The sequence below is a fragment of the Streptomyces sp. NPDC059696 genome, from assembly GCF_042733745.1.
Taxonomy (GTDB): Bacteria; Actinomycetota; Actinomycetes; order Streptomycetales; family Streptomycetaceae; genus Streptomyces.
Genome location: NZ_JBHWFG010000003.1, coordinates 189,997 through 216,298 on the forward strand (window position 1 = coordinate 189,997; position 26,302 = coordinate 216,298).

Genomic DNA, 26,302 nt, shown 5'->3' on the forward strand with positions numbered 1-26,302 from the left:
ACCCCTATTGACGAACTCTCTAACAACTGTCAGATTCGCCGGATGACGTTGCTGACGGGCGCGCGGGAGCGCAGGGTTCGGACGGGTGAAGTCGAGCTGTGCGTGGCCGAGATGGGTGATCCGGGACGGCCGACGGTCGTCCTGCTGCACGGCTACCCCGACAGCAAAGAGGTGTGGTCCGAGGTCGCCGCGCGCCTCTCGGGGCGCTTCCACGTGGTGGCGTACGACGTCCGCGGCCACGGCCGGTCGACCGCGCCGCGACCGCTGCGGGGCGGGTTCACGCTGGAGAAGCTGACGGACGACTTCCTGGCCGTCGCGGACGCGGTGAGCCCGGGCGCGCCGGTGCATCTGGTCGGGCACGACTGGGGGTCGGTGCAGGCCTGGGAGTTCACCACCGTGCAGCGCACCAGGGGCCGGATCGCCTCCTTCACCTCGATGTCCGGGCCGTCCCTCGACCACTTCGGCCACTGGATCGGCACGCGGATGAAGCGGCCCACCCCGCGCCGGGTCGGCCAGCTGCTCGGACAGGGCGCCCGCTCCTGGTACGTGTACCTGCTGCACACCCCCCTGCTGCCCGAGCTGGCCTGGCGCGGCCCGCTCGGCAAGCGCTGGCCGCGGATGCTGGAGCGCGCCGAGAAGGTGCCCCGGGGTGACTACCCCACCGCGTCCCTGCCGTCGGACGCGGCCCACGGGGCCTGGTTGTACCGGGACAACGTCCGGCCCCGGCTGCGCGCTCCCCGGCCGGACGCGCACGCGCACGCGCCTGTGCAGGTCATCACGCCCGTGGCGGACCGGTTCCTCTCGGAGCGGCTCCACGACGAACTGGAGCGGTGGGTTCCGCAGTTGACCCGCAGGACGATCCAGGCGGGGCACTGGATCCCGCGCACCCGCCCGGACCGGCTGGCCTCGTGGATCGAGGAGTTCGTGACGTCCGTCGAGAGCGGGCGGCCCCCGGTGGCGGTGGACGGCGAGCACGCCGAGCGCTTCGGCGGGCAGCTCGCGCTGGTCACCGGGGCGGGCAGCGGTATCGGGCGGGCGACCGCGCTCGCGTTCGCCGCGGCCGGTGCGCGTGTCGTGGCCGTCGACCGCAACGGGGAGGCGGCGGCCCGCACCGCCGAGTCCTGCCGCCTTCGAGGCGCTGCCGACGCCTGGGCGGAGACGGTCGACGTCTCCGACGAGCAGGCCATGGAGAAGCTCGCCGACCGGATCACCTCCGAGTACGGGGTGGTGGACGTCCTCGTGAACAACGCCGGGATCGGACTGTCCGGCTCCTTCTTCGACACCACCCCCGAGGACTGGAAGAAGGTCCTCGACGTCAACCTGTGGGGCGTCATCCACGGGTGCCGGCTCTTCGGCCGGCGGATGGCCGAGCGCGGCCAGGGCGGCCACATCGTCAATGTGGCGTCGGCCGCGGCGTACCAGCCGTCCCGGGCGCTGCCGGCGTACAGCACCTCCAAGGCGGCCGTGCTGATGCTCGGCGAGTGCCTGCGGGCGGAGCTCGCCGGGCAGGGGATCGGCGTGACGACGGTGTGCCCGGGCATCGTGAACACCGCCATCACGTCGACCGCGCACTTCGCCGGGGCCGACGCCCGGGAGGAGAAGCGGCTGCAGCAGCGTGCCGCCCGCCTGTACGGGCTGCGGAACTATCCGCCGGAGAAGGTGGCCCGCGCGATCCTGCGGGCGGTGACGCGCAACGAGGCGGTGGTGCCGGTGACTCCGGAGGCACGGGGTGCGCGGTGGCTGTCGCGCTGGGCACCGGGGGCGCTGCGGGGCCTGGCACGGTTGAAGCCGCCGATGTGAGACCCAAGTTCCCTGCGCTGGCGCTCAGTTGTCCACAGGAGCGCCAATTTCTCTGTGGATAACCATACTTCGCTGTGGATCAAACCTCAGCGATGAAACTCGATCGCGTGATTCGGGTCTCTCCCGCACCCTGGTGGGATGGACGAAAGACGCACCGTGAAGGTGTCGAAGTACCTGTCGAAGCATCTGCGTCACCAGCCGGAACGCATCGGGCTCACGCTCGACGAGGCCGGGTGGGTCGAGATCGACACCTTGATCGCCGCGGCAGCCGCACACGGCTTCCGGTTCACCCGCGACGAACTCGACCATGTCGTCGCCACCAACGACAAGCGGCGCTTCGCCGTCGACGGCACCCGCATCCGCGCCAGCCAGGGCCACAGCGTGGACGTCGACCTCGGACTGGCGTCGGCCACCCCGCCCGCACACCTTTACCACGGCACGGTCACCCGCGCCCTGGACGCGATCCGGGCCGAGGGACTGCGCCCGATGAACCGGCATGCCGTGCACCTCTCGCCCGACCGGGAGACGGCGACCCGCGTCGGAGCCCGCCGGGGCCGGCCGGTCGTGCTGACGGTCGACGCGGACGCCATGCACCGGGACGGCCATGTCTTCCAGGTCAGCGCGAACGGGGTGTGGCTGACCGACGCCGTCCCGGCACGGTACCTGCGCTTTCCCGCCTGGTTCCGTGTCCACCCGGACGCGCTCGGTGACTGTTTCACGTGAAACACGGGAGACCGCCGGGGCTCCCTTACGCTCGGTGTCATGAGTCTGCGTCTGAGCACCGTGATCCTCCCGTACCGCCGCTGGAACGAAGGCGGCCGCGCGGCCTGGACGCGCGCCGAGCAGCTCGGCTTCCACACCGCGTACACCTACGACCACCTGTCCTGGCGCACCTTCCGGGACGGCCCCTGGTTCGGCGCCGTGCCGACCCTCACGGCCGCCGCGAGCGTCACCGACCGGCTGCGGCTGGGCACCCTGGTGACCTCGCCCAACTTCCGGCACCCCGTGACCCTCGCCAAGGAGCTGATCTCCCTCGACGACATCTCCGGCGGGCGGATCACGCTGGGCATAGGCGCGGGCGGCTCCGGCTTCGACGCCACCGCGCTCGGCCAGGAACCCTGGACCCCGCGCGAGCGCGCCGACCGCTTCGCCGAGTTCGTTCCGCTCCTCGACCGGCTGCTGTGCGAGGACGCCGTGTCGTACGAGGGGGACTTCTACTCCGCCCACGAGGCGCGGAACATCCCCGGCTGCGTGCAGCGCCCCAGGCTGCCGTTCGCGGTGGCCGCGACCGGTCCGCGCGGCATGCGGCTCGCCGCCCGGTTCGGGCAGGCGTGGGTCACCACGGGCGACCCGAAGCTGTACGACAACGGCACCCCTGAGCAGTCGATTCAGGCCATTCGCGGGCAGGCGGAGAGGCTCGACGACATCTGCGCCGAGGTCGGCCGCGACATGACCGGTCTCGACCGGGTGCTGCTCACCGGATTCACGCCGGACCGTGTCGGACCGCTCCAGTCCCTGAACGCGTTCGTCGACTTCGCCGGACGGCATGTGGAGCTGGGCTTCACGGAGATCGTGATCCACTGGCCGATCCCCGACTCACCGTTCGCCGCGGACGAGAAGGTCTTCGAGCAGATCGCGATGGAAGCGCCCGCGCAGCTGCGCTGAGCGTCGACGGGCAGGCCCCGGGGCTGCTGTTCGGGGCGGGATCCACTCACCTGTGCGGAGCCCCGCACGCCCGTGCAGACATGTGCGGGACAATGGCCGGGTGACCTCAGCGACCCGACAGCCCGAGACCGCGGCCGAGACCCTCCCCCCGCGGCTGATCGCCACCGACCTCGACGGCACCCTGCTGCGCGACGACAAGTCGGTGTCCCCGCGTACGGTCGCCGCGCTGGCCGCCGCCGAGGAAGCGGGTATCGAGGTCTTCTTCGTGACCGGCCGCCCGGCCCGCTGGATGGACGTCGTCAGCGACCACGTGCACGGCCACGGCCTGGCGATCTGCGGAAACGGCGCCGCCGTGGTCGACCTGCACGGCGGCCCCGGTGCCCACCGGTTCGTGAAGGTACGGGAGCTGGCCCGGGAGAACGCCCTGGACGCCGTACGGCTGCTGCGCGACGCGGCGCCGGGCACGGTGTATGCGGTGGAGCAGACCTACGGCTTCTACCAGGAGCCGGCGTACCCGAAGCTGCACATGGAGACGCCGGACAGCCTCGCCCCGGCCGAGGAAGTGCTGGGCCCGGGCCATCGGGCCGCCGCGGAGCCGGTGCTGAAGATCCTCGCCTACCACCCCGAGATCGACCCCGACGCCTTCCTGACCCTGGCCCGCCTGGCCATCGGCGACCGTGCCGGCGTGACCCGCTCCAGCCCCAGCGCACTGCTCGAGATCAGCGGCCCCGGAGTCTCCAAGGCCAGCACGCTCGCCCTGTGCTGCGCCGAACGCGGCATCTCGCACGAGCAGGTCGTCGCCTTCGGTGACATGCCGAACGACGTGGAGATGCTCACCTGGGCGGGCCGGTCGTACGCGATGGGCAACGCCCACCCGGACGTGATCGCCGCCGCCTCGGGCCGGACGGTGGCGAACAACGAGGACGGGGTGGCAATCGTGATCGAGCAGTTGCTGGCAGAACGGCCGTAGCGGCCGGGGCCGGTGCGTATCAGAGGGACACCCCGCGCGCCGACAGCCACGAGACCGGGTCCACCGACGAGCCCGACTCCGCTGTGACCCGGGCCTCGAAGTGCAGGTGGGGCCCGGTGGAGTTGCCCGTGGTGCCGGACTGGCCGATCCACTGTCCGGGGCTGACGTGGTCCCCCTGGTCGACCCCGAGCGAGGCGAGATGGGCGTACTGCGTGTAGTAGCCGCCCGCGTGCTCGAGCACGATCTCCATCCCGAACGGGCCACCGCAGGACACCTTCACCACCCGGCCCGCACCCACGGCCCGTACCGGCGTGCCGATCGGCACCGCGAAGTCCTGCCCGGTGTGCCGGTTCGACCAGCGCGCACCACCGCTGCCGTAGGACGCCGACAGCTCATACGTCTCGACCGGCGCGACCCAGTCGCCCTCGCTGAACCCGGTCGCCGGCTGGTCGAGCCTGACCGCCCCGCGGCACGCCCCGGCGGCGACCGCTGCGTCCGCCTGCCCTTGCAGCTCGGAGCGGGCCGTCTCCAGCTTCTGCTCGATGTCCGCTTTCAGGGCGGCGAGTTGCGTGTTGCGTCTCTCCAGCGCCTGCCACCGGTCAGCGGCCCTGGCCTCGTCCGCCGCCAGCCGCGCCTCGGCGCGCCGGTTCTTGGAGATCGCGTTGTTCACGGCGAGGTCCGCCTGGGAGAAGGCGTGCTGACCCCGCATCAGGCTCTCGGGGCTGTCGGCGAGGATCATGTGGGCGGCCACCGGCAGGCCACCGCTGCTGCGGTACTGGGCGCGGGCGATGCGGCCCAGGTCCTCGTGCAGGGCGGCGATGTGCCGCCGTTGCGTGTCCAGGAGCGCCTCCGCGCGCTGGGCCTCGGCCCGCTGCGCGTCGGCCTCCTTGCGCCCGGCCTCGTACTGCCGCGTCGCCACCGCGGCCTCCTCGTACAGCCGCACCACCTCGGCACTGAGGCCGGTTTCCGGGCCGGTGCCGGGGCCGCTGCCGGGTTCCTTGTGCGCTGCCGTCGGCCGGGCCGCCAGCACGGCCAGCGCACACAGCAGGACCGGAACGAGCAGCCGCAGGCGGCGATATGAGCGCATGTCAGCGATCGTCACCCAGCACAGTGGGCCCGGTCCTGTTCACGTCGTACGGCCGGGGGACCGGCTGCGCCGAACGGCTCAGTGCCCGTGGTGACCGGCTGCACCGAACGGCTCAGCGCCGGGGTGACCGGCTGCACCGGGACCCGGTGGCTGGGATGGCCGTTGCGCCGGGACCCGGTGCCTGAGGTGGCCGTTGCGCCGGGACCCGGTGCCTGAGGTGGCCGTTGCGCCGGAGGCCCGATGGTCCGGGGTGGTGCGTGCGCCCGAGGCCCGTTGTCCGGGGTGGCGCTTACGCCGGAGGGCCCGGTGCCTGGTGTGGCCGGCTGTTACCGCGCTCCCACCAGTGACTGTGCCGCCGCCTCCCGTTCCGCCATCCTCCGCAGCGGCCCGTCCACCGCCAGCAGCTCCGCGTACGGACCCCGCTGCACGACCCGGCCCCGGTCGAGCACGAGCACCTCGTCGACCGCTTCGAGGCCGGCCAGCCGGTGCGTGATGAGCAGCGTCGTGCGCCCCTCCGTGACGGCCAGCAGATCCGCGGTGAGCGCGTCGGCCGTCGCCAGGTCGAGGTGCTCGGCGGGCTCGTCCAACACCAGGACGGGGAAGTCGGCGAGCAGGGCCCGGGCCAGTGCCAGCCGCTGGCGCTGGCCTCCCGACAGCCGCGCCCCGTGCTCGCCGACGAGCGTGTCCAGACCCTCGGGCAGGCTGTCCGCCCAGTCGAGCAGCCTGGCGCGGCCCAGCACGGCGCGCAGGTCGGCCTCGGTGGCGTCCTTGCGGGCGAGCAGCAGGTTCTCGCGCAGCGAGCTGTCGAACAGGTGCGCGTCCTGCGCACACAGCCCGACGGACTTCCGCACGTCGTCACCGTGGAGCGCGTACGCGTCCACACCCCCGAGCGTGTACGACCCGGCCTCCGCGTCGAGGAACCGCAGCAGTGCCTGCGCCAGCGTGGTCTTGCCGGAGCCGGAGGGCCCGACCACGGCGATCCGGCGCCCTTCCTCCAGAGTCAGGTCGAACCCACCGAGCGCCTCCCGGTCCTGCCCGGCGTGCCGGGCGGTCAGCCCCTTGAGGACGACCGGGAACGGCGACGCGGGCGCCTGCCGGGGCCGCTCCGGCTCCCGCACGGGCTCCGGCGCGTCCAGCACCTCGTACACCCGTTCCGCGCTGCGCCGCACGCGCTGCCGGTACTGCACGGCGAGCGGCAGCCCGAGCACGGCTTCGAAGGCGGCGAGCGGCGTGAGGACGACGACGGCCATGGCCACGCCGTCGAGCCGCCCGGCGGCGACCGCCTGGGCGCCGGCCAGGGCAGCGGCCGTGACGGTCAGCCCGGAGACCAGCGCGGTGAGACCGTCGCCCAGGGCGGTGGCGGTGGCCGCGCGTGAGGCGATCCGGGTCAGCGTTCCGTCGGCCTCGCGGGCCTGGGCGGTCCGCGCGGGCAGGGCCCCGGCGACCGCCAGTTCCGCCGTGCCGGTCAGCAGATCGGTCACCCTCGTCGCGAGCACCCCGCGGGCGGGCGCCAGTGTGTGCTCGGCCCGCCGGGCCACCGCTCCGGTGATCAGCGGCACACCGACCCCCGCCGCCACGAGTCCGGCCGCGAGCACCGCCCCGGCCTCGGGCAACAGCCACGCCGTGAAGCCGACCGACGCGGCCGACACGACCAGGGCCGCCCCGGCCGGCAACAGCCACCGCAGCCAGTAGTCCTGCAGCGCGTCCACGTCCGCAACCAGCCGGGACAGCAGATCGCCCCGGCGGACCCGGAGCAGTCCGGCCGGTGCCAGCCGCTCCAGTCGGCGGAACACCGCGACCCGGGTGTCCGCCAGCATCCGCAGCACGGCGTCGTGCGACACCAGCCGCTCGGCGTACCGGAACACGGCCCGCCCGATTCCGAACGCCCTGGTCGCGGTGACGGCCATCATCAGATACAGCACGGGCGGCTGCTGCGAGGCACGCGAGATGAGCCACCCCGAGGTGGCCATCAGCCCCACCGCGCTGCCCAGCGCGAGACTCCCCAGCAGCAGGGCGAGCCCCAGCCGCCCGCGCCGGGCACCGGACAGCGCGCGGACGCGCCGGAGGACACCGGCGGTAGCGGACGGTTCGGCGGACTCGGTCTGGGCGGACGCCTCGGCTTCGACTGACCGGGCCTCGGTGCCGGGCGCCGCGGCGGACGCCGCCGGCACCACGGGGGTGGCTGCCGGTTCCGCCAGCCGCACGACCCGGTCGGCGACCTCCAGCAGCGCCGGCCGGTGCACCACCAGCAGGACCGTCCGGCCGGCCGCGAGACGGCGCACCGCTGCGACGACCTCGGCCTCGGTGGCCCCGTCCAGCGCCGCCGTCGGTTCGTCGAGCAGCAGCACGGGCCGGTCCGCGAGGAACGCGCGGGCCAGCGCGAGCCGTTGCCGCTGACCGGCGGACAGCCCGGCGCCGTCCTCGCCGAGCAAGGTCTCGGCACCCGCGGGCAGCGCGTCGACGAACTCCAGCGCCCCGGCGTCCCGAAGCGCCCGTCGGACGGCCTCGTCATCGGCGCCGGGCCGCGCCAGCCGTACGTTCTCGGCGATCGTCCCGGCGTAGAGGTGGGGCCGCTGCGGCACCCAGGCGATCCGGGAATGCCACTGCTTCAGGTCGGCGTCGGCGAGATCGACACCCCCGACCCTCACCCGCCCCTCGGCCGGCCGCACGAACCCCAGCAGCACACTCAGCAGCGTCGACTTGCCGGCACCGCTCGGCCCCACCAGGGCGACCGTCTCCCCGGCCTCGACGCCGAAGGTCACGTCCGAGACGGCGTCCGCCGACCGCCCCGGGTACCGGACGGTCACCCCCTCGAAGGACACCGCACCGTGCGGCACGGCCGCGGAACCGTGCGCCGGGACGGGCGTCTCCAGGACCTCGAAGATCTCCTCGGCGGCGGCGAGCCCCTCGGCCGCCGCGTGGTACTGCGCCCCCACCTGCCGCAACGGCAGATACGCCTCGGGCGCGAGGATCAGGATGACGAGGCCGATGTACAGGTCCATCTCCCCGTGCACCAGCCGCATCCCGATCGTCACGGCGACCAGCGCCACCGAGATCGTCGCGAGCAGTTCCAGCGCGAAGGAGGAGATGAAGGCGATCCGCAACGTCCGCATGGTCGCCCGGCGGTACTCACCGGTGATGCGCCGGATCGAATCGGCCTGAGCCTTGGCCCGGCCGAAGACCTTCAGCGTCGGCAGACCCGCGACGACGTCCAGGAAGTGCCCGGACAACCGCGACAGCAGCTGCCACTGACGGTCCATCCGGGACTGGGTGGCCCAGCCGATCAGCACCATGAAGACCGGGATGAGAGGCAGGGTGCCCACGATGATGGCCGCGGAGACCCAGTCCTCGATGACGATCCGCGCCAGCACCGCCACCGGCACGACCACCGCGAGACCCAACTGCGGCAGGTACCGCGAGAAGTAGTCGTCGAGGGCGTCGACGCCCCGGGTGGCCAGGGCGACCAGCGAACCGGTCCGCTGCCCGACCAGCCAGCCGGGCCCCAGGGCGACAGCGCGCTCCAGCAGTCGCCCCCGCAGCTCGGACTTCACAGCCGCGCTCGCCCGGTGCGCGGCGAGCTCGGTGAGCCAGCCGACCAGCGCCCGACCGACCGCCACGGCGGCCAACAGCAGCAGGGGAGCGCCGAGTTCGGACACCGCCATGCGGTGCTGGAACGCGCCGACGACCACCTCGGCGATGAGCATCGCCTGCGCGATGACCAGCCCCGCCCCCACGGCCCCGAGGGCGACGACCGCCACCAGGAACAACCGGGTGGCACGGGCGTGGCGCAGCAGACGCGGATCGATCGGTTTCACGTGAAACACACCTCAGTGCGCGGTCTCGGCGATGTGCTGCGTACCGATCCGCTTCCGGAACACCCAGTAGGTCCAGCCCTGGTAGAGCAGGACGACCGGAGTGGCGATCCCCGCACACCAGGTCATGATCTTCAGCGTGTACGGGCTGGACGAGGCGTTGCTGACCGTCAGGCTCCAGTCCGGGTTCAGCGTCGACGGCATGACGTTCGGGAACAGCGTCAGGAACAGCATCGCCACCGTGGCCACGATGGTGAGCCCCGACCACGCGAACGCCCACCCCTCTCGTCCGGCCCGTGCCGCGACCAGGGCGATGAGGAGCGAGGCCACGGCCGCGACCATCGCCACCAGCGACGCCCCGTCACCCCGGTCGGCCTGCGTCCACAGCAGGAAGGCGAGCGCCAGCAGGGCGGTCACCGCTCCGACGCGCAGCGCCAGCTTCCGCGCCCGCTCCCGGATCTCCCCGACCGTCTTGAGCCCGACGAACACCGTGCCGTGGAAGGTGAACAGGGACAGCGTGACCAGGCCGCCCAGCAGCGCGTACGGATTGAGCAGGTCCAGAACGCCGCCGGCGTAGTTGAAGTCCTGGTCGATCCGCACGCCCCGCACGATGTTGCCGAAGGCGACGCCCCACAGGAAGGCGGGGAGCAGCGAGGCCCAGAAGATCGCCGTCTCCCAGTTGCGCTGCCAGGTCTCCTCGGGCCGCTTCACGCGGTACTCGAAGGCCACACCCCGGACGATCAGGCAGACCAGGATGAGCAGCAGGGGCAGGTAGAAGCCGGAGAAGAGCGTGGCGTACCACTCGGGGAAGGCCGCGAAGGTCGCGCCGCCCGCGGAGAGCAGCCACACCTCGTTGCCGTCCCAGACGGGGCCGATGGTGTTGATCAGCACCCGCTTCTCGGGCCGGTTACGGGCGAGGAGCTTCGTGAGCACCCCGACCCCGAAGTCGAAGCCCTCCAGGAAGAAGTAGCCGGTCCACAGGACGGCGATCAGGACGAACCAGACGTCGTGCAGTTCCATGACTGTGCAGCTCCCTCGGCCTAGTACGAGAAGGCCATCGGCTTGTCGGCGTCACGGGAGTCGCCGCCGATCTTCGTGGGCGGGTTGAGGTCGGCCTCGGTCAGTTCCGGCGGGCCCGCCTTGACGTACTTGGCCAGCAGCTTGACCTCGATGACGGCGAGGATCGCGTACAGCGTGGTGAAGACGACCATCGACGTGATGACCTCGGCCTGCGAGACACCGGGGGAGACCGCGTCGCGCGTCTGGAACAGGCCGTAGACGACCCACGGCTGGCGGCCCATCTCGGTGAAGATCCAGCCCCAGGAGCTGGCGATCAGCGGGAAGCCCAGGGTGAGGATCGCGATGCGCCAGTACCACTTGGTGAGGGTCGGGCCGAGCGCCTTCTTGGGCAGCAGGACGAGATGCGGCACCTCGTCGTCGCCCACCCTCAGGTGCTGCGGCAGCATGAACTTCTTGCGGGTCAGCCACAGCCCGGCCAGGCCGATGGCGAACGACGTCATCCCGAAGCCGATCATCCACCGGAAGCCCCAGTAGGCGACGGGGATGTTGGGACGGTAGTCGCCCGGCCCGTACTTCTCCTGCTCGGCCTTGTTGACGTCGTTGATGCCGGGGACGTACGAGCTGAAGTCGTCCTTCGCGAGGAAGGACAGCAGGCCGGGGATCTCGATGGCGACCTTGTTGTGGCCCTTGTCCACGTCACCGACGGCGAAGACCGAGAAGGGAGCCGGCTTCTCGCCGTCCCACAGCGCCTCGGCCGCGGCCATCTTCATCGGCTGCTGCTGGTACATGATCTTGCCGAGCACGTCACCGCTGACCGCGGTGAGGAGCCCGCCGATGACGACGGTGACCAGGCCCAGCCGGAGCGAGGTCTTCATCACGGGGACGTGCTTCTTGCGGACCAGGTGGAATGCGGCGATGCCGACCATGAAGGCGCCACCGGTGAGGAACGCCGCGGTCAGTGTGTGGAAGACCTGGGCGAGCGCGGTGTTCTGGGTCAGTACGAGCCAGAAGTCGGTGAGTTCGGCCCGGCCCTTCGCCTCGTTGATCCGGTAGCCGACCGGGTGCTGCATCCAGGAGTTGGCCGCGAGGATGAAGTAGGCCGACAGGATCGTGCCGATGGAGACCATCCATATACAGGCCAGGTGGATCTTCTTCGGCAGCTTGTCCCAGCCGAAGATCCACAGACCGATGAAGGTGGACTCGAAGAAGAAGGCGATCAGGGCCTCGAAGGCCAGCGGCGCACCGAAGACGTCACCGACGAAGCGCGAGTAGTCGGACCAGTTCATACCGAACTGGAACTCCTGCACGATGCCGGTGACCACGCCCATCGCGATGTTGATCAGGAAGAGCTTGCCCCAGAACTTGGTCGCCTGGAGGTACTTCTTCTTCTCCGTCCGCACCCATGCCGTCTGCAGGCCGGCCGTGAGCGCGGCCAGCGAGATCGTCAGGGGGACGAACAGAAAGTGGTAGACGGTGGTGATTCCGAACTGCCATCGCGCCAGGGTCTCCGGCGCCAAAGCCAGGTCCACGTCGCCGCTCCTTACGCTTGTGAAAGCGTTCACATTCACAAGCCATTATGCAGCACGGACATTCGAGCGCCCCGAGGGGGTCCCTGTCTCCCCCGTCACAGTCAACCCCTTGGCTCGAACTTCAACATATTGTTGAATCAGCCGCATGCAGACACCGCTACAGATACGGATTTCCTGGCCTTCCGGACACCTCAACGCGTCACTCGACGACACGGTGACCAGTCAGGCCCTCGCCCGGGCGCTGCCCCTCGTCTCCACGGCCCGGACCTGGGGCGCGGAGGTGTACTTCGACACGGGAGTGTCCGTTTCACGTGAAACAGGCGCCCGCGAGGTCGTCGAACCGGGGACCGTCGCCTTCTGGATCGACGGTGATGCCCTCGCCCTCCCCTACGGCCCCACGCCGATCTCTCGGGGCGACGAATGCCGTCTCGCCGGCCCGTGCAACGTCCTGGGCCGCCTCGACGGCGACCCGGGACTGCTCGCGACCGTGCGGGACGGCGACCCCGTCCGCGTGGAACTCCTGGGCCCCTGACCGGACTCGCGGGGCGCTCCAGCCCTCCTACCCGGTGACCGGCCCCCGGAGCGCTACAGCCCTCCCGCCCCGTGACCGGACTCGCGGGGCGCTGCAGCCCTCCTGCCCGGTGACCGGACTCGCGGAGCACTACAGCTCCCCTTGTCCCGGCGGGCACGCGAAGCCCTACTGAGCCCTACTGCTCCTTGAGGAACCCTTCCGACACCTTCAGGAAGATGTCGTTCGCCTCGGCCTCCCCGACCGTCACCCGCACACCCTCGCCCGGGAACGGCCGGATCACCACACCCGCCTGCTCACAGGCCTGCGCGAACGCGACCGTGCGCTCCCCCAGCCGCAGCCACACGAAGTTGGCCTGGGTCTCGGGCACCGTCCAGCCCTGAGAGCGCAGCCCGTCGACCACGCGCGTGCGCTCACACACCAGCGAACCGACCCGGCCGAACAGCTCGTCCTCGGCCCGCAGTGAGGCGATCGCCGCCTCCTGAGCGAGCTGGCTCACGCCGAACGGCACCGCCGTCTTGCGCAGCGCCGCCGCCACCGGCTCATGGGCGATGGCGAACCCGACGCGCAGGCCGGCGAGGCCGTACGCCTTGGAGAAGGTCCGCAGGACACAGACGTTCGGCCGGTCCCGGTAGATCTCGACGCCGTCCGGCACCTCCGGGTCGCGGATGAACTCGCGGTAGGCCTCGTCGAGGACCACCAGGACATCACGCGGCACCCGGTCCAGAAACCGCTCCAGCTCCGCCCGCCGCACCACCGTGCCGGTCGGGTTGTTGGGGTTGCACACGAAGATCAGCCGGGTCCGGTCGGTGATGGCGTCGGCCATCGCGTCGAGGTCGTGCACATCACCGGGGGTCAGCGGTACCTGGACCGACGTCGCGCCGCTGATCTGCGTGATGATCGGGTACGCCTCGAAGGAGCGCCAGGCGTACATCACCTCGTCGCCGGGGCCGGACGTGGCCTGGATCAGCTGCTGGGCGACACCGACCGAGCCGGTACCGGTGGCCAGGTGGGAGAGAGGCACGCCGAACCGCTCGGACAGCTCGTTCATCAGCCCCGTGCAGGCCATGTCCGGGTAGCGGTTGAAGTTGCCGGCCGCCGCCGTCACGCTCTCCATCACGCCCGGCAGCGGAGGATAGGGGTTCTCGTTGGAGGACAGCTTGTAGGCCACCGGACCACCTGCCGCGGCGGGCTTGCCCGGCTTGTAGGTGGGGATCCCCTCCAGCTCGGCGCGCAGCTTGGGGCTCGTCTCGCTCACCGCAGTCCTCCTCGTGAAGACCGGCGGCCCATGACCGCCGCCGACATCCAATACTCCTCACCTTATGAGGATTCGGCGCCGCTGCGTATAGCCACGGCCGACCGGCCGTCCTCGTCCTCCCCAGCCCCACTGGCATCTGGGGCATCGCCGCCCCAAGGCGTACGAATCCGGGGGCGCGCCGCACATATATCTATGCGCCGGTGGTGTACGCCGTGGCGCGCATCCCCCGTGCAGGTGAGTTGAGACCTCTTCGCAACCTCAGCCACTTGGCAGGCACGTGCGCGCCGACAACACACGTACTGTCAAGAAAGCGCTCAACCTCCTTTGTTTCCACGGCAATTGAGGTTAAATGATCATGCAGAAACGTGCCTGTCAACGCGTGCATATGCGTCCGCACTACCCCACCGCATGAGCCCTACTATCGGCTCGCCATGACAGCAGCAGGGAAGCACCAGGTGAGCCGCGCGGAAACCTCACGGCGAGGCAGCCGGCCGGGTCGGGCCGGCATCAGAGACGTGGCCGCCGCCGCCGGAGTCTCCATCACGACCGTCTCCGACGCCCTCAACGGCAAGGGCCGGCTCCCGGACGCCACCCGGCGCCATGTCCGGGAAGTCGCCGACCGGCTGGGCTACCGGCCCTCCGCCGCCGCCCGGACCCTCCGTACCGGCAAGTCGGGCCTCATCGGCCTGACCGTGACCACCTACGGGGATGAACCTTTCACCTTCACCGAGTTCGCGTACTTCGCCGAGATGGCACGGGCCGCCACCTCCGCCGCGCTCGCCCGCGGCTACGCCCTCGTCATCCTGCCCGCGACCTCCCGCCACGACGTGTGGTCGAACGTCGCCCTGGACGGCACGGTCGTCATCGACCCCTCCGACCAGGACCCGGTCGTCAGCGAGCTCGTCCGGCAAGGCCTTCCGGTGGTCTCCGACGGCCGCCCGGCCGGTGCACTGCCGGTCACGGCCTGGGTCGACAACGACCACGAGGCCGCCGTCCTCGGCATCCTCGACCACCTGGCCGACGCCGGCGCCCGCCGCATCGGCCTGCTGACCGGCACGACGACGGACACCTACACCCACCTGTCGACCACCGCGTACCTGCGCTGGTGCGAGCGTGTGGGACAGGATCCGGTCTACGAGGCCTATCCGGCGCACGATCCGTGCGCGGGTGCCGTCGCCGCGGACCGGCTCCTCGCCCGGCCCGACCGGCCCGACGCGGTCTACGGACTGTTCGACCCGAACGGCACCGACCTGCTCGCCGCCGCCCGCCGCTACGGCCTGCGCGTCCCCGACGACCTGCTGCTGGTCTGCTGCAGCGAGTCCACTGTGTACGCCAACACCGAGCCGCCCATCACCACCCTCTCCCTGAAACCACGCCGCATCGGCACCGCGGTGGTGCAGCTCCTCATCGACGCCATCGAGGGAGTGGAATCCGACCACCCGGTGGAGCAGGTGATACCGACGGAGCTGATCGTGCGCACCTCGTCCCAGCGACGCCCGCCGCGCACGACGGTCAGCCCTCCGCGATCGCCCGAGGGCGCCTGACCCCGCACCCGGCCGGGGAAGATCGCCCTCCTGAGGAGAAACCGGGCCGGTCGCCCGGAGAGAAAGGATCGTTCTCGCGAAGAGAAGAAGGGCGAGGGCGGTCACACGGTGGTCAAAGCCTGGCCCAATCGGGGCGAAAGCCGCGGTGAACTGGACTCTTGCTCTGATTCACCACCCCTGGGTCATCACATGACACGATCCGCATTCCTATGATGGGCCCACGACACCCGCGGGCCGCTACGACCAGGCAGTCCGATGCGGTGCAATGCGGCGCGATGGTGGAGGGGTCGATGACTCAGGGGGCCGGTCAGGGACCCGAGGTGGAGCGGACGGCGACGTTGCGCGACTTCCGGGTGCCCGCGTACGTCCACGAGGCCGGTCCGTACGTCCACAGCGTCCACCCCGAGGTCGCCCCGCCGCCCGAGGAGACCTACCCCGAGGGATACACGCCGACCCAGCGCGACCTTCCCGTCGTCAACCGGGGTGACACTGTTCAGGTGACCGTGGATCCCGAGACCACCGCCCCGCAGTCCACCACCGGGCAGGGCCCGCTGTACGTCGTGGGTGACGTACACGGCTACCTCGACCAGCTGGTGTCCGCCCTCCAGGAGAAGGGCCTGCTCGACGCCGCCGGCAACTGGTGCGCGGGCACCGCCCGGCTCTGGTTCCTCGGCGACTTCACCGACCGCGGCCCGGACGGCATCGGCGTCATCGACCTGGTGATGCGGCTGTCCGCCGAGGCCGCCGCGGCCGGTGGCTACTGCAAGGCACTCATGGGCAACCACGAGCTGCTCCTGCTGGGTGCGAAGCGGTTCGGCGACACCCCCGTCAACTCCGGAGCGGGCACCGCCACTTTCCAGGCGGCCTGGCTGCTCAACGGCGGCCAGAAGACCGACATGGACCGCCTCCAGGACCACCACCTGCAGTGGATGTCCCGCCTGGACGCCGTCGAGGAGGTCGACGGGCACCTGCTCGTCCACTCCGACACCACCGCCTACCTCGACTACGGCCGCTCCATCGAAGAGGTCAACGACACCGTCCGCGAGACGATCACCCGCAACGACGCGGACGAGGTCTGGGACCTGTTCCGCAAGTTCACCAAGCGGTTCTCCTTCCGCGACGAGGGCGGCGCGGAGGCCGTGCGCTCCCTGCTCGATACGTACGGGGGCACTCGTATCGTTCACGGCCACAGCCCGATTCCGTATCTGCTCGGTGAGGTCGGCTCGGAGGAGGACGAGGAGAGCCGCGACCCCGTGATCGAGGGCCCGCACGTCTACGCCGACGGACTCGCCATCGCGATGGACGGTGGCGTGACCATGGCCGGAAAACTGCTGGTCCAGCAACTGCCGCTGGAGACGTGAACGTTCACCGCGCAGGCGTCCCCCCTCGGCTGACCGGGCCGGTGCGGGGTCAATTTCGGTAAACCCCCTGTCACCGCGCACCGTCACCGCTCTACCATCGGCTTATCCGTAGCAGGCTCCCCTCCGTTTCTGCCCGACGGCTCGTCAGCATGCCGAGCCCCAAGCCCTACGGAGCATCGGGGGATGCACATGAACAGCGTTCCGCAGCACCTGCTGAGCGAGGACCGCCAGGAATACGAGCGGATCCTCGATGAGGCGCTGCGCTCCGCACCACACCGTCCGGAACTGGCCGCTGTCGGACAGCGGCTCAACCCCGAACAGCTGCGCACCATGGCCCTGAGCGCCACCGCGCTCATCACCGCGGCCGCGGCGACCGAATACCAGCACTACGTCAAGGTCCGCGACGAACTGCGTCAGCCGGCGTCGGCCGGTTCACCGGCCGTGCGCGGGTCCGGGTCCGGCTCCTCCGAGCCGGGCGCGGACGCCTCGGGGCTCGCCGCCACCGTGGGAGGGGTCGCGGAGGCCACGGGCGCGGGCGCCGTCGCCGTGGTCGCCGTCCTCGCACCCGTGCTGGCCGGGACCGCCGCGGCGATCTTCCTGCTCGTCGGCTACATCCTGCGGATGCTCGATCCCGGGCAGGGATTCGCCCGGACCATGCTCACCACGGGCTGGGTGTTCGGTGGCGTGACCGCGATCGCGATCCTCGTCGCCGCCGTGGGGCTGCTGCTCACCGCCCTGCGCAACAAGCCCACGGCCGAGGTCGGGCCGTACGGCGAACTGCGGGGCGAGGTGGCCCAGGCCAAGGAGGCCTGGCACGAGGCCCTGCTGGAACGCGGCATCCTGCCCTTTCTGCGGGAAGCACTCGCCGACCCCGGCGCGGCCGCGGCGCTGCACCACTCGCCCTCGCCCGCCCCGGTCAGCCGCATGCCGCACCTCGGCTACGACCGCCCCGGGTTCACCAGCCCGGACGACGGCGACCGCGGCTCGCGCCCCAGTTTCAGCAGCCCGGACTACTCCAGCCCGGACTTCGGAGGACCGGAGCACCAGCCGGAGTAACGGTCGGAGCAGCCCTCGGAGTCCGTTCCGAGCGGCGCCTCCCACAGGCCGGGGGCCTCACCCGCCCCCGAGCCTGTGCGCGGCCGGTCAGTCCGCGATGGGCAGGTAGACGCGATTACCGCTCGCGGCGAACTCCTTCGACTTCAGAGCCATGCCCTCCTCGATCTCGGTCCGCGTGCCGCCGTGTTCCCGGCGGATGTCCTGCGAGATCTTCATGCTGCAGAACTTGGGACCGCACATCGAGCAGAAGTGAGCCGTCTTGGCGGGCTCGGCGGGCAGGGTCTCGTCGTGGAACTCCCGTGCCGTGTCCGGGTCGAGAGCCAGGTTGAACTGGTCCTCCCACCGGAACTCGAAACGGGCGTCGGACAACGCGTCGTCCCACTCCTGCGCACCCGGGTGTCCCTTGGCGAGGTCCGCCGCGTGGGCGGCGATCTTGTAGGTGATGACGCCGGTCTTGACGTCGTCGCGGTTCGGCAGGCCCAAGTGCTCCTTGGGCGTGACGTAGCACAGCATCGCCGTGCCCCACCAGGCGATCATCGCGGCACCGATGCCGGAGGTGATGTGGTCGTACGCCGGTGCGACGTCCGTGGTCAGCGGGCCGAGCGTATAGAACGGAGCTTCATCGCAGATCTCCTGCTGAAGGTCGATGTTCTCCTTGATCTTGTGCATCGGGACATGGCCCGGGCCCTCGATCATGGTCTGCACGTTGAAACGCTTCGCGATCCGGTTGAGTTCCCCGAGCGTGCGCAACTCCGCGAACTGCGCCTCGTCGTTGGCATCCGCGATCGATCCGGGCCTGAGGCCGTCCCCCAGCGAGTACGTGACGTCGTACGCGGCGAGGATCTCGCACAGCTCCTCGAAGTTCTCGTACAGGAACGACTCCTTGTGGTGCGCGAGGCACCAGGCCGCCATGATCGAGCCGCCGCGGGAGACGATGCCCGTCTTGCGGTTCGCCGTCAGCGGCACGTACGCCAGGCGCACCCCCGCGTGGACGGTCATGTAGTCCACGCCCTGCTCGGCCTGCTCGATGACCGTGTCCTTGTAGATCTCCCAGGTCAGCTCCTCGGCGCGGCCGTCGACCTTTTCCAGGGCCTGGTAGAGCGGCACGGTGCCGATCGGCACGGGGGAGTTGCGCAGCACCCATTCCCGCGTGGTGTGGATGTTGCGGCCCGTGGAGAGGTCCATGACCGTGTCGGCGCCCCATCGGGTCGCCCAGGTCATCTTCTTGACCTCCTCCTCGATGGAGGACGTCACCGCGGAGTTGCCGATGTTGGCGTTGACCTTCACCAGGAACCGCTTGCCGATGATCATCGGCTCGATCTCCGGGTGGTTGACGTTGGCCGGCAGCACGGCCCGGCCTGCGGCGATCTCGTCGCGGACCACCTCGGGCGAGACGTTCTCCCGGATGGCCACGTACTCCATCTCGGGCGTGATCTCGCCGCGGCGGGCGTACGCGAGCTGGGTGACCGCCTCGCCGTTCCTGCCGCGGCGCGGCTGGCGGGGCCGGCCGGGGAAGACCGCGTCCAGGTTACGGAGACCGCCGCGGGGCGAGGTGTGCTTGATGCCGTCGTCCTCGGGACGGACGGGGCGGCCCGCGTACTCCTCGGTGTCGCCCCGGGCGATGATCCAGTTCTCGCGCAGCGGCGACAGGCCCCTGCGGACGTCGGTGTCGACGAGTGGATCGGTGTACGGGCCGGACGTGTCGTACAGCGTGACCGACCGGCCGTTGGTGAGGTGCACCTGACGGACCGGCACGCGCAGGTCGGGGCGGGTGCCCTCGATGTACGCCTTGTGCCAGCCGATGGACTTCCCGGCCTCCTCGGACGTCTCGTCCTGAACGGAGGCAGGCGTGCGTGCGTCCTTGTTGGTCATGAGACCTACTCCCTACGCCGGCATTACCCGGTAACAGGTTCGGCGGTCGACGCAGCGGTTTCCGTCCGGCGATGTCTCGTGTGAAACATCACTCGACTCCGGCGATGTTTCATGTGAAACATCGCTGGGACGGAGGTCAGCGCCCTCTCAGCCCGGTGCTCCGAGCTCCCGCGTGTACAAAAGGTGCCCCCACGCTAGCGGCAATTCTGGCGCGGTGAACAGAGGGCCCCCCTCGTTCTTGCGATGATCGGGCGGTGACCACGACGCAGCGTCCCTCCTACCCCTCGCCCGAGCCGCCCCGCGGATCCGGCGCCGGAAACGGCAACGGCCGTGGTGACGGCCCTGCTGAGGGCCATGATTTCGCCACCGGGTCCGGGCAGGCACCGGCCGGGCCACAGCGACCGCGCGGACCTCGGGGGCCGGGCGGGACACAGCCTCCCGCCCCGAGACGGGAACCCGCGTACGGGTACGGGCAGGACGCGGGCTTCGGCTCCCAGGACCATGGCGCGTACGGGCAGGGCCCCGGCCACAGCACCGGTCACGGCCCCGCTGCCGGGCAGGGCCCGGGGCCGGCCGCAGGCGGTGGAGGACAGAGCCACGGTCGCGGCCCCGACGGAGACGGTGGACACGGTCACGGCGGGGGCGGTGGCCACGGCGGTCACGGACACGGTCCCGGGCCGGGTGGCGGGCACGGGCACTCCCACAGTCATGGCCCGGCCACCCCCGTCTCCCAGCACCTGCGCAAGGTCATCGCGGCGATCCTGATCCCGTTCGGCGTCGCCGTGCTGGTCGGTCTCGCCGTGCTGTGGCCGGGCGGCGCCCCGGCGCACGAGCGCACCGGAGTCGGTTTCGACCGGCAGACGCAGGACGCCACGGTCACCAAGGTGGTCGAGGTGAGCTGCAAGGAGGCCGGCGCTTCGGGCGTTCCGCCGACCGGCGACACCTCCACCGCCGAGGGCTCCTCCGCGGTGCAGGAGGAGAAGGGCACGTGCAAGCGGGCGACGATCCGGGTCGACAGCGGTGACGACAAGGGTCGTACGTTCACCGAGATCGTCCAGCCGGACCAGTCCCGTCAGCTGCACGAGGGCCAGGAGGTCGTGGTCGCCTACGAGCCTTCTGCGCCGAAGGACCTGCAGTACTCGGTCACCGACATCAACCGCGGTCTGCCCATGGCGCTGCTCGCGGGCATCTTCGCCGTCGCCGTGGTGATCGTCGGGCGGATGCGGGGCGTCATGGCGCTGGTCGCGCTGGCCATCAGTTTCATGGTGCTGAACTTCTTCATCCTGCCCGCGATCCTGCAGGGTTCCAACCCGCTGGTCGTGGCGGTGGTCGGCGCGAGCGCCATCATGCTCATCGCGCTGTACCTGTGTCACGGCCTGTCCGCCCGGACGTCCGTCGCGGTGCTCGGCACTCTCATCTCACTGTTGCTGATCGGCGTCCTCGGCTCGGTGTTCATCGACTGGGCGGCTCTGACCGGCAACACCGACGACAACACCGGGCTGATCCACGGCCTGTACCCGACGATCGACATGAGCGGTCTGCTGCTGGCCGGCGTCATCATCGGCTCGCTCGGCGTGCTGGACGACGTCACGGTCACGCAGACCTCGGCGGTCTGGGAGCTGCACGAGGCCAACCCGTCGATGGGCTGGCGGGGGCTCTACCGCGCGGGCATCCGGATCGGCCGCGACCACATCGCCTCGGTCGTCAACACGCTCGTCCTCGCCTACGCGGGTGCCGCGCTGCCGCTGTTGCTGCTGTTCTCCATCGCGCAGTCCAGTGTGGGGACGGTCGCCAACAGCGAGTTGGTCGCGGAGGAGATCGTGCGCACCCTGGTCGGTTCGATCGGCCTGGTCGCCTCGGTGCCGGTCACCACCGCCCTGGCGGCGCTGGTGGTCTCGGCCGACCGTCCCGGCGCGGAGCCCGTCCCGGAGACCGCCGCGGTTCCGGCACGCGGTGGAAGGGGTCGGCGCCGCAAGCGCTGACGCCGCCGCGTTCACGACGGCCCGCCGACCTGAGGAAGGCCGACTCGCGTACCCGACCGAGAACGGCCGACCCGAAAGGGCCGACCCGGGAACGGCCGACCGATGGGGCCGACGCGAGGAAGATCGTAGGACGATCGCAGGAAGAAGCGTTCCTTCACAGCTCGGCGGCACCCGGTGAAGCGTTACTCCACCGTGCCGCCGGGTCCATGTCTCAGCCGGCGCCCTGCTCGGCGAGGATGCGGTCCAGGGCCTCGTCGAGGTGCGCGTCGAAGTCGGCGAGCGACCCCTCCTGGCCCAGCGGCACCAACTTGTCCGTACGGTCGAGGAAAGCGACGAGCGGTGCCGTCGAGGACCGGAACAACGCCTGGTCGCTGCCCACCTGAAGCCGGATCAACACCTCGCCCAGCGCGTCGGGTTCGACGGGCGTGACGCGCACATCGCCCTCCCCGCACGGCCGGCCGACCCCGTCGATCAGCAACTCCCGCCCGAAAGCCCACGTCACCGGGGCGTCACCGGGCAAGTGGAACGTCAGCCGGACGGCATAGGGATCACTGGACTCATAGCGCAGCTCCACCGGAATGCGGAAGGAGAGCTCCTCGGACACGAGAAAGCTCATCATGACCTCTGCTTGTACGGACTCGCGCATCGACAACCCCGTCAATCGCCGTTACTGGCCGGGAACAAACCTCTGACACTTGATGGAATCTTGCTGAACGTACACAGCAGATCACAAGGAGTGAGTTTTCACATACTGATAGAGAGTGCGAGCGAGCCGAGCACGCGCCCGATCTCGACCTGCAGTTGCCGGGCCGCGGGCAGCAGCCGGTCGGCCTGGTGTGCGGGGAGTGAAATGGCCATCGTCGCGGCCGTGCTGCCGAGCGTGAGGGGAATCGCGGCGCAGACCGCGCCCAGGGCGTACTCCTGGCGTTCGGTCACCGGCTCCATGCGCCGGATCCGCTCCAGGCGTCTGAGCAGACTGTGGTTGTCGCGCACCGTGTAGGGCGTGAGGGGCTGCACCGGATAGCGGTCGAGGTGGTCACGGCGGGCGTCCTCGTCCAGCTGGGACAGCAGGCACTGCCCGATGGCGTGCGCGTGGCCGGTCTCCCGGAAGTCGGCCCACTCCTCGACCGCCGGGTTGACGGGGGTGTCGGAGACGCACATGACCTCGATCTCGCCCTCGCGGTAGACCGCGTAGTACACGGGAACGCCCAGGGCGTCCCGACAGTGCGCGAGCGCGTCGACGATCGTGCTGCGACGTTTCTGCCGCGCCCCGCTGCTGCTCAGCCGCTCGGCCGCCTCACCGAGGAAGAACAGGCCTTTGTCCCGGCGCAGATAGCCCTCGTGCACGAGGGTGCGCAGCAGGTGGTACGTCGTGGGCAGCGCCAGCCCGGTCTCACGGGCCAGTTGCTTGGCCGGGGCACCGTACTCGTGCGCGGCGACGGTCTCCAGCAGGCGCATGGCGCGCTGCACCGATCCGATGAGGGTCGGCGGCGGAGGTGGTGCCGACGGTGGCGGCGGCCCGGAGGCCGTCGCCGAGCGGGGTTGCGCGGGGACGGTGTGGAGGTGAACGGGTGCGGTGTCAGCCGGGACCAAGGGGCTCTCCCGAAACGCGAGGGGGCACACCGTGCGGGGGAACACGGGTGGGGGCGAATGCCGCTCGCGGGGAGGTCCCCGCGTCGAGTTCCGGACTCTATTCGCCTGCCACCGCGTGCAGACCGCCCCGCCGGGAAACTTCCCTCGCCCGAGGGAACCGGTGATGGCCGGAGTTTCCCGTTACCCCCACCGGTTTCCCACCGGTCTCACCAGTCGCTGCGCGACGAGGAGCTCGACGTGAACTTGCGTACGACGTAGATCAGTCCGCCGACCAGGGCCACGAAGACCAGCACCTTGAAGAGCAGTCCGATGACGAAGCCGACCACGCTGGCGATCAGCCCGCCGAACACGACCAGGGCGATGACCGGCACCGCGATCCACTTCACCCACCACGGCAGTCCCGTGAAGATCTCTCGCATCGCCCTCGTCCTTACCTCTCCGCCCGTTCGAGTGCCGGGTTCTGTCGGTCCTGCCGGTCCTTGATGTCCTGCACTCGATGCTAGGTGCGGGAGGGGGCGAACGGGCGCTCCGCATCCCTTGTCGTCCCCTGACCGAACCCCTAGGGAACCCCGAGGCGCTCGGTCACCCCTCGGGCGGAGAGAAGACCACCATCACCCGCAGGTCCTCGGTGATGTGGTGGAACTTGTGAGCGACGCCCGCCGGCACGTAGACCACGCTGCCGCGTCCCACCTGGGTCGTCTCCAGGCCGACGGTGATCGAGGCCCGGCCGCTCACAACGAAGTAGACCTCGTCCTGATCGTGCGGCTTCTGTGGATCCTGCTCGCCCGCGTCGAGGGCGTACAGGCCGGCCGACATGTTCCGCTCCCGTAGAAACTGCAGGTAGGCGCCGTCGTTGGCGGCGCGCTCCGCCTCCAGTTCATCCAGCCGGAATGCCTTCATCGCCTTGTCCGCCCCTGCCTCTCGTGCCCGTGTCCGATCAGGTCTGCCACGATCAGACACATGATGAATTTCCTAGTCAAGACGATCGCCAACGCGGGCGCCCTGGCGGTCGCCGTGTGGCTGCTCGACAAGATCACCCTGACCGGTGACAGCACCGGCAAGGAGTTCGCCACCCTGATCATCGTGGCGCTGCTCTTCGGCCTGGTGAACTTCCTGGTCAAGCCGGTGGTCAAGCTCCTGAGCCTGCCGCTGCTGATACTGACCCTCGGCCTGTTCACGCTGGTCGTCAACGCGTTGATGCTGCTGCTCACGTCGTGGCTGGCGGACACGCTCGACTTGAGCTTCCACGTCGAGGGCTTCTGGACGGCCGTCGTCGGCGGCCTGATCATCTCGGTCGTCTCCTGGGCGCTGCACGTCATCCTTCCCGACGGGGACTGAGCGGCCATGACGTACCGGGTCTGCTTCGTCTGCACGGGCAACATCTGCCGCTCGCCGATGGCCGAGATCGTCTTCCGCGCGCGGGTGGCGGAGGCCGGTCTCGACGAGCTGGTGGAGGTCGACAGCGCCGGCACGGGCGGCTGGCACGAGGGCGACGGCGCCGACCCGCGCACCGTGGCCGTTCTGGAGGACAACGGATACCCGGGCGGCCACACGGCCCGGCAGTTCCAGCCGTCCTGGTTCTCCCGCCTCGACCTCGTGATCGCCCTCGACTCCGGTCATCTCGGGGCGCTGCGCCGCCTCGCTCCCACGGAGCAGGACGCCGAAAAGGTGCGGCTGCTGCGCTCCTACGATCCCGCCGCCGGCGACGACCTCGACGTACCGGACCCCTACTACGGGGGGATGGACGGTTTCGAGGAGTGCCTTGAGATGGTGGAGGCGGCGAGCGCAGGTCTGCTCGCCGCAGTGCGCGAGGACGTGGAGGGACAGGCGGCATGAGTGATTCCGCGACGGGTGACGCGGGCGGTTCGACGGGCGGCCCGGCCCGGGCGACGGCCGACGCGGACCAGGTGAAGGGTGCCGCGGGCGGCGAGGCGGCGGCCCAGGGTGCGGTGACGGGTGGCGGGGCGGCGGCCTCCGGTGCGGTGACGGGCGCTGCGGGTCGGGCGGTCGCGGGTGTCGGTGACGGCACACGCGCCGTGCGGGCCGGGCTGCCGGAGCCGGTCAAGCACGAGCCCACGCTGCCCGGTCCCGTGTTCGCCGCCCACTTCCATCTCCCGGGCGACCCGACCGGCCCCTATACGTACGGCCGGGACGAGAACCCGACTTGGACGCTGCTGGAACAGGCCATCGGAGAGCTGGAGGCACCGGACCGGGACGACGCCGAGACACTCGTCTTCGCCTCGGGCATGGCGGCGATCTCGGCGGTGCTCTTCTCCCAGCTGCGCACCGGTGACGTGTGCGTCCTGCCGGACGACGGTTACCAGGCGCTGCCGCTGGTCCGCGCCCAGCTGGAGGCGTACGGCATCGAGGTGCGCACGGCGCCGACCGGCCGGGACGCCCAGCTCGACGTGCTCGACGGGGCGAGGCTGCTGTGGATCGAGTCCCCGTCGAATCCCGGGCTCGACGTGTGCGACATCAGGCGGCTCGCCGAGGCGGCACACGCGCGTGGGGCTCTGGTGGCCGTCGACAACACCCTGGCGACACCGCTCGGCCAGCGCCCGCTGGAACTCGGCGCCGATTTCGCGGTGGCCAGCGGCACCAAGCAGCTCACCGGCCACGGCGACGTCCTCCTGGGATATGTGGCCGGACGGGACGCCGAGGCCATGGCCGCCGTGCGCCGCTGGCGCAAGATCGTCGGTGCGATTCCCGGGCCCATGGAGGCCTGGCTCGCGCACCGTTCGCTCGCGACCCTCCAGATGCGCGTCGACCGGCAGAACGCGACGGCCCTGGCGGTCGCGAAGGCGCTGCGGGAGCGGCCCGAGGTGGCGGGGCTGCGCTACCCGGGACTGACCGACGACCCCGCCCACGAGATCGCCGCACGGCAGATGCGGCGCTTCGGGTGTGTCGTGTCGTTCACGTTGCCCACGCGCGCGCGTGCCGACCGCTTCCTCGACTCCCTGCGCCTCGTGGACGACGCGACGAGCTTCGGCGGGGTGCGGTCCACGGCCGAACGGCGTGGCCGCTGGGGCGGGGACGCGGTGCCGGAGGGCTTCGTCCGCCTGTCGGTGGGCGCCGAGGACCCCGAGGACCTGGTGGCGGACGTGCTGCGTGCGCTGGACGTGTCGGCCGTCTGAACAACCCCCGCGGACGGTCCGAGCCTCCCCCCTCGTGGCTCGGACCGTCCTCCGGTTCCGCGCGCAAGAACCGCGCGACCAAGGCTAGTT

Annotated in this window: 22 protein-coding genes and 1 riboswitch; of the genes, 12 read left to right on the forward strand and 10 right to left on the reverse strand. The window is 70.7% G+C overall.

All coding sequences use genetic code 11. The features are described 5' to 3' along the window. Nucleotides 1-42: 42 nt before the first annotated feature. From ACFV20_RS04640 to ACFV20_RS04655, 4 genes are all read left to right on the forward strand, one after another. On the forward strand, nucleotides 43-1,800 hold the full coding sequence (locus tag ACFV20_RS04640; RefSeq protein WP_385652300.1) for an SDR family oxidoreductase: 1,758 nt from the start codon (nucleotides 43-45) through the stop codon (nucleotides 1,798-1,800). A 138-nt stretch (nucleotides 1,801-1,938) separates the two neighbouring features. Further along, nucleotides 1,939-2,523 (forward strand): RNA 2'-phosphotransferase, encoded by a 585-nt coding sequence (locus ACFV20_RS04645; protein ID WP_385652302.1) that lies wholly within the window; start codon nucleotides 1,939-1,941, stop codon nucleotides 2,521-2,523. Nucleotides 2,524-2,562: 39 nt separating this feature from the next. Continuing rightward, nucleotides 2,563-3,465 carry an LLM class flavin-dependent oxidoreductase gene (locus ACFV20_RS04650; RefSeq protein ID WP_385652304.1) on the forward strand — a complete coding sequence of 301 codons (903 nt, stop codon included), beginning with the start codon at nucleotides 2,563-2,565 and terminating at the stop codon, nucleotides 3,463-3,465. A gap of 82 nt (nucleotides 3,466-3,547) precedes the next feature. Next, entirely contained in the window at nucleotides 3,548-4,435 is an 888-nt protein-coding gene (locus ACFV20_RS04655; protein ID WP_385652307.1) for an HAD-IIB family hydrolase, read from the forward strand. 19 nt (nucleotides 4,436-4,454) lie between these two features. Here ACFV20_RS04655 and ACFV20_RS04660 read toward each other — a convergent pair whose 3' ends face one another. From ACFV20_RS04660 to ACFV20_RS04675, 4 genes are all read right to left on the reverse strand, one after another. Next, nucleotides 4,455-5,522 carry a peptidoglycan DD-metalloendopeptidase family protein gene (locus ACFV20_RS04660; protein WP_385652308.1) on the reverse strand — a complete coding sequence of 356 codons (1,068 nt, stop codon included), beginning with the start codon at nucleotides 5,520-5,522 and terminating at the stop codon, nucleotides 4,455-4,457. A gap of 326 nt (nucleotides 5,523-5,848) precedes the next feature. Further along, complete coding sequence (gene cydD / locus ACFV20_RS04665; protein WP_385652309.1) at nucleotides 5,849-9,337, reverse strand: thiol reductant ABC exporter subunit CydD; 3,489 nt, start codon at nucleotides 9,335-9,337, stop codon at nucleotides 5,849-5,851. A gap of 12 nt (nucleotides 9,338-9,349) precedes the next feature. Then, on the reverse strand, nucleotides 9,350-10,354 hold the full coding sequence (gene cydB, locus ACFV20_RS04670) for a cytochrome d ubiquinol oxidase subunit II (protein ID WP_385652312.1): 1,005 nt from the start codon (nucleotides 10,352-10,354) through the stop codon (nucleotides 9,350-9,352). A gap of 20 nt (nucleotides 10,355-10,374) precedes the next feature. Then, nucleotides 10,375-11,883: a cytochrome ubiquinol oxidase subunit I gene (locus ACFV20_RS04675; RefSeq protein WP_385652313.1), complete on the reverse strand. Its 1,509-nt coding sequence runs from the start codon at nucleotides 11,881-11,883 to the stop codon at nucleotides 10,375-10,377. A 145-nt stretch (nucleotides 11,884-12,028) separates the two neighbouring features. Between ACFV20_RS04675 and ACFV20_RS04680 the strand changes: the two genes are divergently transcribed. After that, the gene (locus tag ACFV20_RS04680; RefSeq protein WP_385652315.1) at nucleotides 12,029-12,415 is read left to right on the forward strand and encodes a cyclophilin-like fold protein; all 387 of its coding nucleotides are present in this window, start codon (nucleotides 12,029-12,031) and stop codon (nucleotides 12,413-12,415) included. A 175-nt stretch (nucleotides 12,416-12,590) separates the two neighbouring features. Here the strand turns inward: ACFV20_RS04680 and hisC are convergent, their stop codons facing one another. Beyond that, on the reverse strand, nucleotides 12,591-13,670 hold the full coding sequence (gene hisC, locus ACFV20_RS04685; protein WP_385652316.1) for a histidinol-phosphate transaminase: 1,080 nt from the start codon (nucleotides 13,668-13,670) through the stop codon (nucleotides 12,591-12,593). 431 nt (nucleotides 13,671-14,101) lie between these two features. Here hisC and ACFV20_RS04690 point away from each other — a divergent pair, with 431 nt between their 5' ends. The 3 genes from ACFV20_RS04690 (at nucleotide 14,102) to ACFV20_RS04700 (ending at nucleotide 17,631) form a co-directional block, all read left to right on the forward strand. Beyond that, nucleotides 14,102-15,214: a LacI family DNA-binding transcriptional regulator gene (locus tag ACFV20_RS04690; protein WP_366715899.1), complete on the forward strand. Its 1,113-nt coding sequence runs from the start codon at nucleotides 14,102-14,104 to the stop codon at nucleotides 15,212-15,214. 275 nt (nucleotides 15,215-15,489) lie between these two features. Next, nucleotides 15,490-16,575 carry a metallophosphoesterase gene (locus ACFV20_RS04695; protein WP_385652317.1) on the forward strand — a complete coding sequence of 362 codons (1,086 nt, stop codon included), beginning with the start codon at nucleotides 15,490-15,492 and terminating at the stop codon, nucleotides 16,573-16,575. Between the two features lie 183 nt (nucleotides 16,576-16,758). Continuing rightward, nucleotides 16,759-17,631: a hypothetical protein gene (locus tag ACFV20_RS04700; RefSeq protein ID WP_385652318.1), complete on the forward strand. Its 873-nt coding sequence runs from the start codon at nucleotides 16,759-16,761 to the stop codon at nucleotides 17,629-17,631. A gap of 87 nt (nucleotides 17,632-17,718) precedes the next feature. On the opposite strand, the gene thiC is transcribed toward ACFV20_RS04700, so the two are convergent. Next, nucleotides 17,719-19,503: a phosphomethylpyrimidine synthase ThiC gene (gene thiC / locus ACFV20_RS04705; RefSeq protein ID WP_385652319.1), complete on the reverse strand. Its 1,785-nt coding sequence runs from the start codon at nucleotides 19,501-19,503 to the stop codon at nucleotides 17,719-17,721. Continuing rightward, nucleotides 19,496-19,685, reverse strand: a riboswitch (TPP riboswitch). Its footprint overlaps the gene before it by 8 nt. Before the next feature lie 72 nt (nucleotides 19,686-19,757). On the opposite strand from thiC, the gene ACFV20_RS04710 reads away from it, so the two are divergent. Beyond that, nucleotides 19,758-21,485, forward strand: a complete 1,728-nt coding sequence (locus ACFV20_RS04710) for a YibE/F family protein (RefSeq protein ID WP_385652321.1) — start codon at nucleotides 19,758-19,760, stop codon at nucleotides 21,483-21,485. 211 nt (nucleotides 21,486-21,696) lie between these two features. Here ACFV20_RS04710 and ACFV20_RS04715 read toward each other — a convergent pair whose 3' ends face one another. The 4 genes from ACFV20_RS04715 to ACFV20_RS04730 all read right to left on the reverse strand — a co-directional run bounded on the left by ACFV20_RS04715 (nucleotide 21,697) and on the right by ACFV20_RS04730 (nucleotide 23,978). Continuing rightward, entirely contained in the window at nucleotides 21,697-22,131 is a 435-nt protein-coding gene (locus ACFV20_RS04715; protein WP_033309865.1) for an SsgA family sporulation/cell division regulator, read from the reverse strand. A 98-nt stretch (nucleotides 22,132-22,229) separates the two neighbouring features. Then, a complete protein-coding gene (locus tag ACFV20_RS04720) occupies nucleotides 22,230-22,955 on the reverse strand; it encodes an IclR family transcriptional regulator (protein WP_385652323.1) in 726 nt (241 codons plus the stop codon). Nucleotides 22,956-23,284: 329 nt separating this feature from the next. Further along, the gene (locus tag ACFV20_RS04725; protein WP_020271174.1) at nucleotides 23,285-23,497 is read right to left on the reverse strand and encodes a DUF5326 family protein; all 213 of its coding nucleotides are present in this window, start codon (nucleotides 23,495-23,497) and stop codon (nucleotides 23,285-23,287) included. Between the two features lie 163 nt (nucleotides 23,498-23,660). After that, nucleotides 23,661-23,978, reverse strand: coding sequence for a cupin domain-containing protein (locus ACFV20_RS04730; RefSeq protein ID WP_385652327.1), 318 nt, complete (start codon nucleotides 23,976-23,978; stop codon nucleotides 23,661-23,663). A 60-nt stretch (nucleotides 23,979-24,038) separates the two neighbouring features. On the opposite strand from ACFV20_RS04730, the gene ACFV20_RS04735 reads away from it, so the two are divergent. From ACFV20_RS04735 to ACFV20_RS04745, 3 genes are read left to right on the forward strand one after another with little or no spacing between them, the layout of a single operon-like run. Beyond that, nucleotides 24,039-24,416 (forward strand): phage holin family protein, encoded by a 378-nt coding sequence (locus ACFV20_RS04735; protein WP_385652330.1) that lies wholly within the window; start codon nucleotides 24,039-24,041, stop codon nucleotides 24,414-24,416. Nucleotides 24,417-24,422: 6 nt separating this feature from the next. Continuing rightward, complete coding sequence (locus ACFV20_RS04740; protein WP_385652331.1) at nucleotides 24,423-24,914, forward strand: low molecular weight protein-tyrosine-phosphatase; 492 nt, start codon at nucleotides 24,423-24,425, stop codon at nucleotides 24,912-24,914. After that, a complete protein-coding gene (locus tag ACFV20_RS04745; RefSeq protein ID WP_385652334.1) occupies nucleotides 24,911-26,212 on the forward strand; it encodes a cystathionine gamma-lyase in 1,302 nt (433 codons plus the stop codon). Before ACFV20_RS04740 ends, ACFV20_RS04745 begins: the two co-directional genes overlap by 4 nt. The last annotated feature ends 90 nt before the right edge of the window (nucleotides 26,213-26,302 follow it).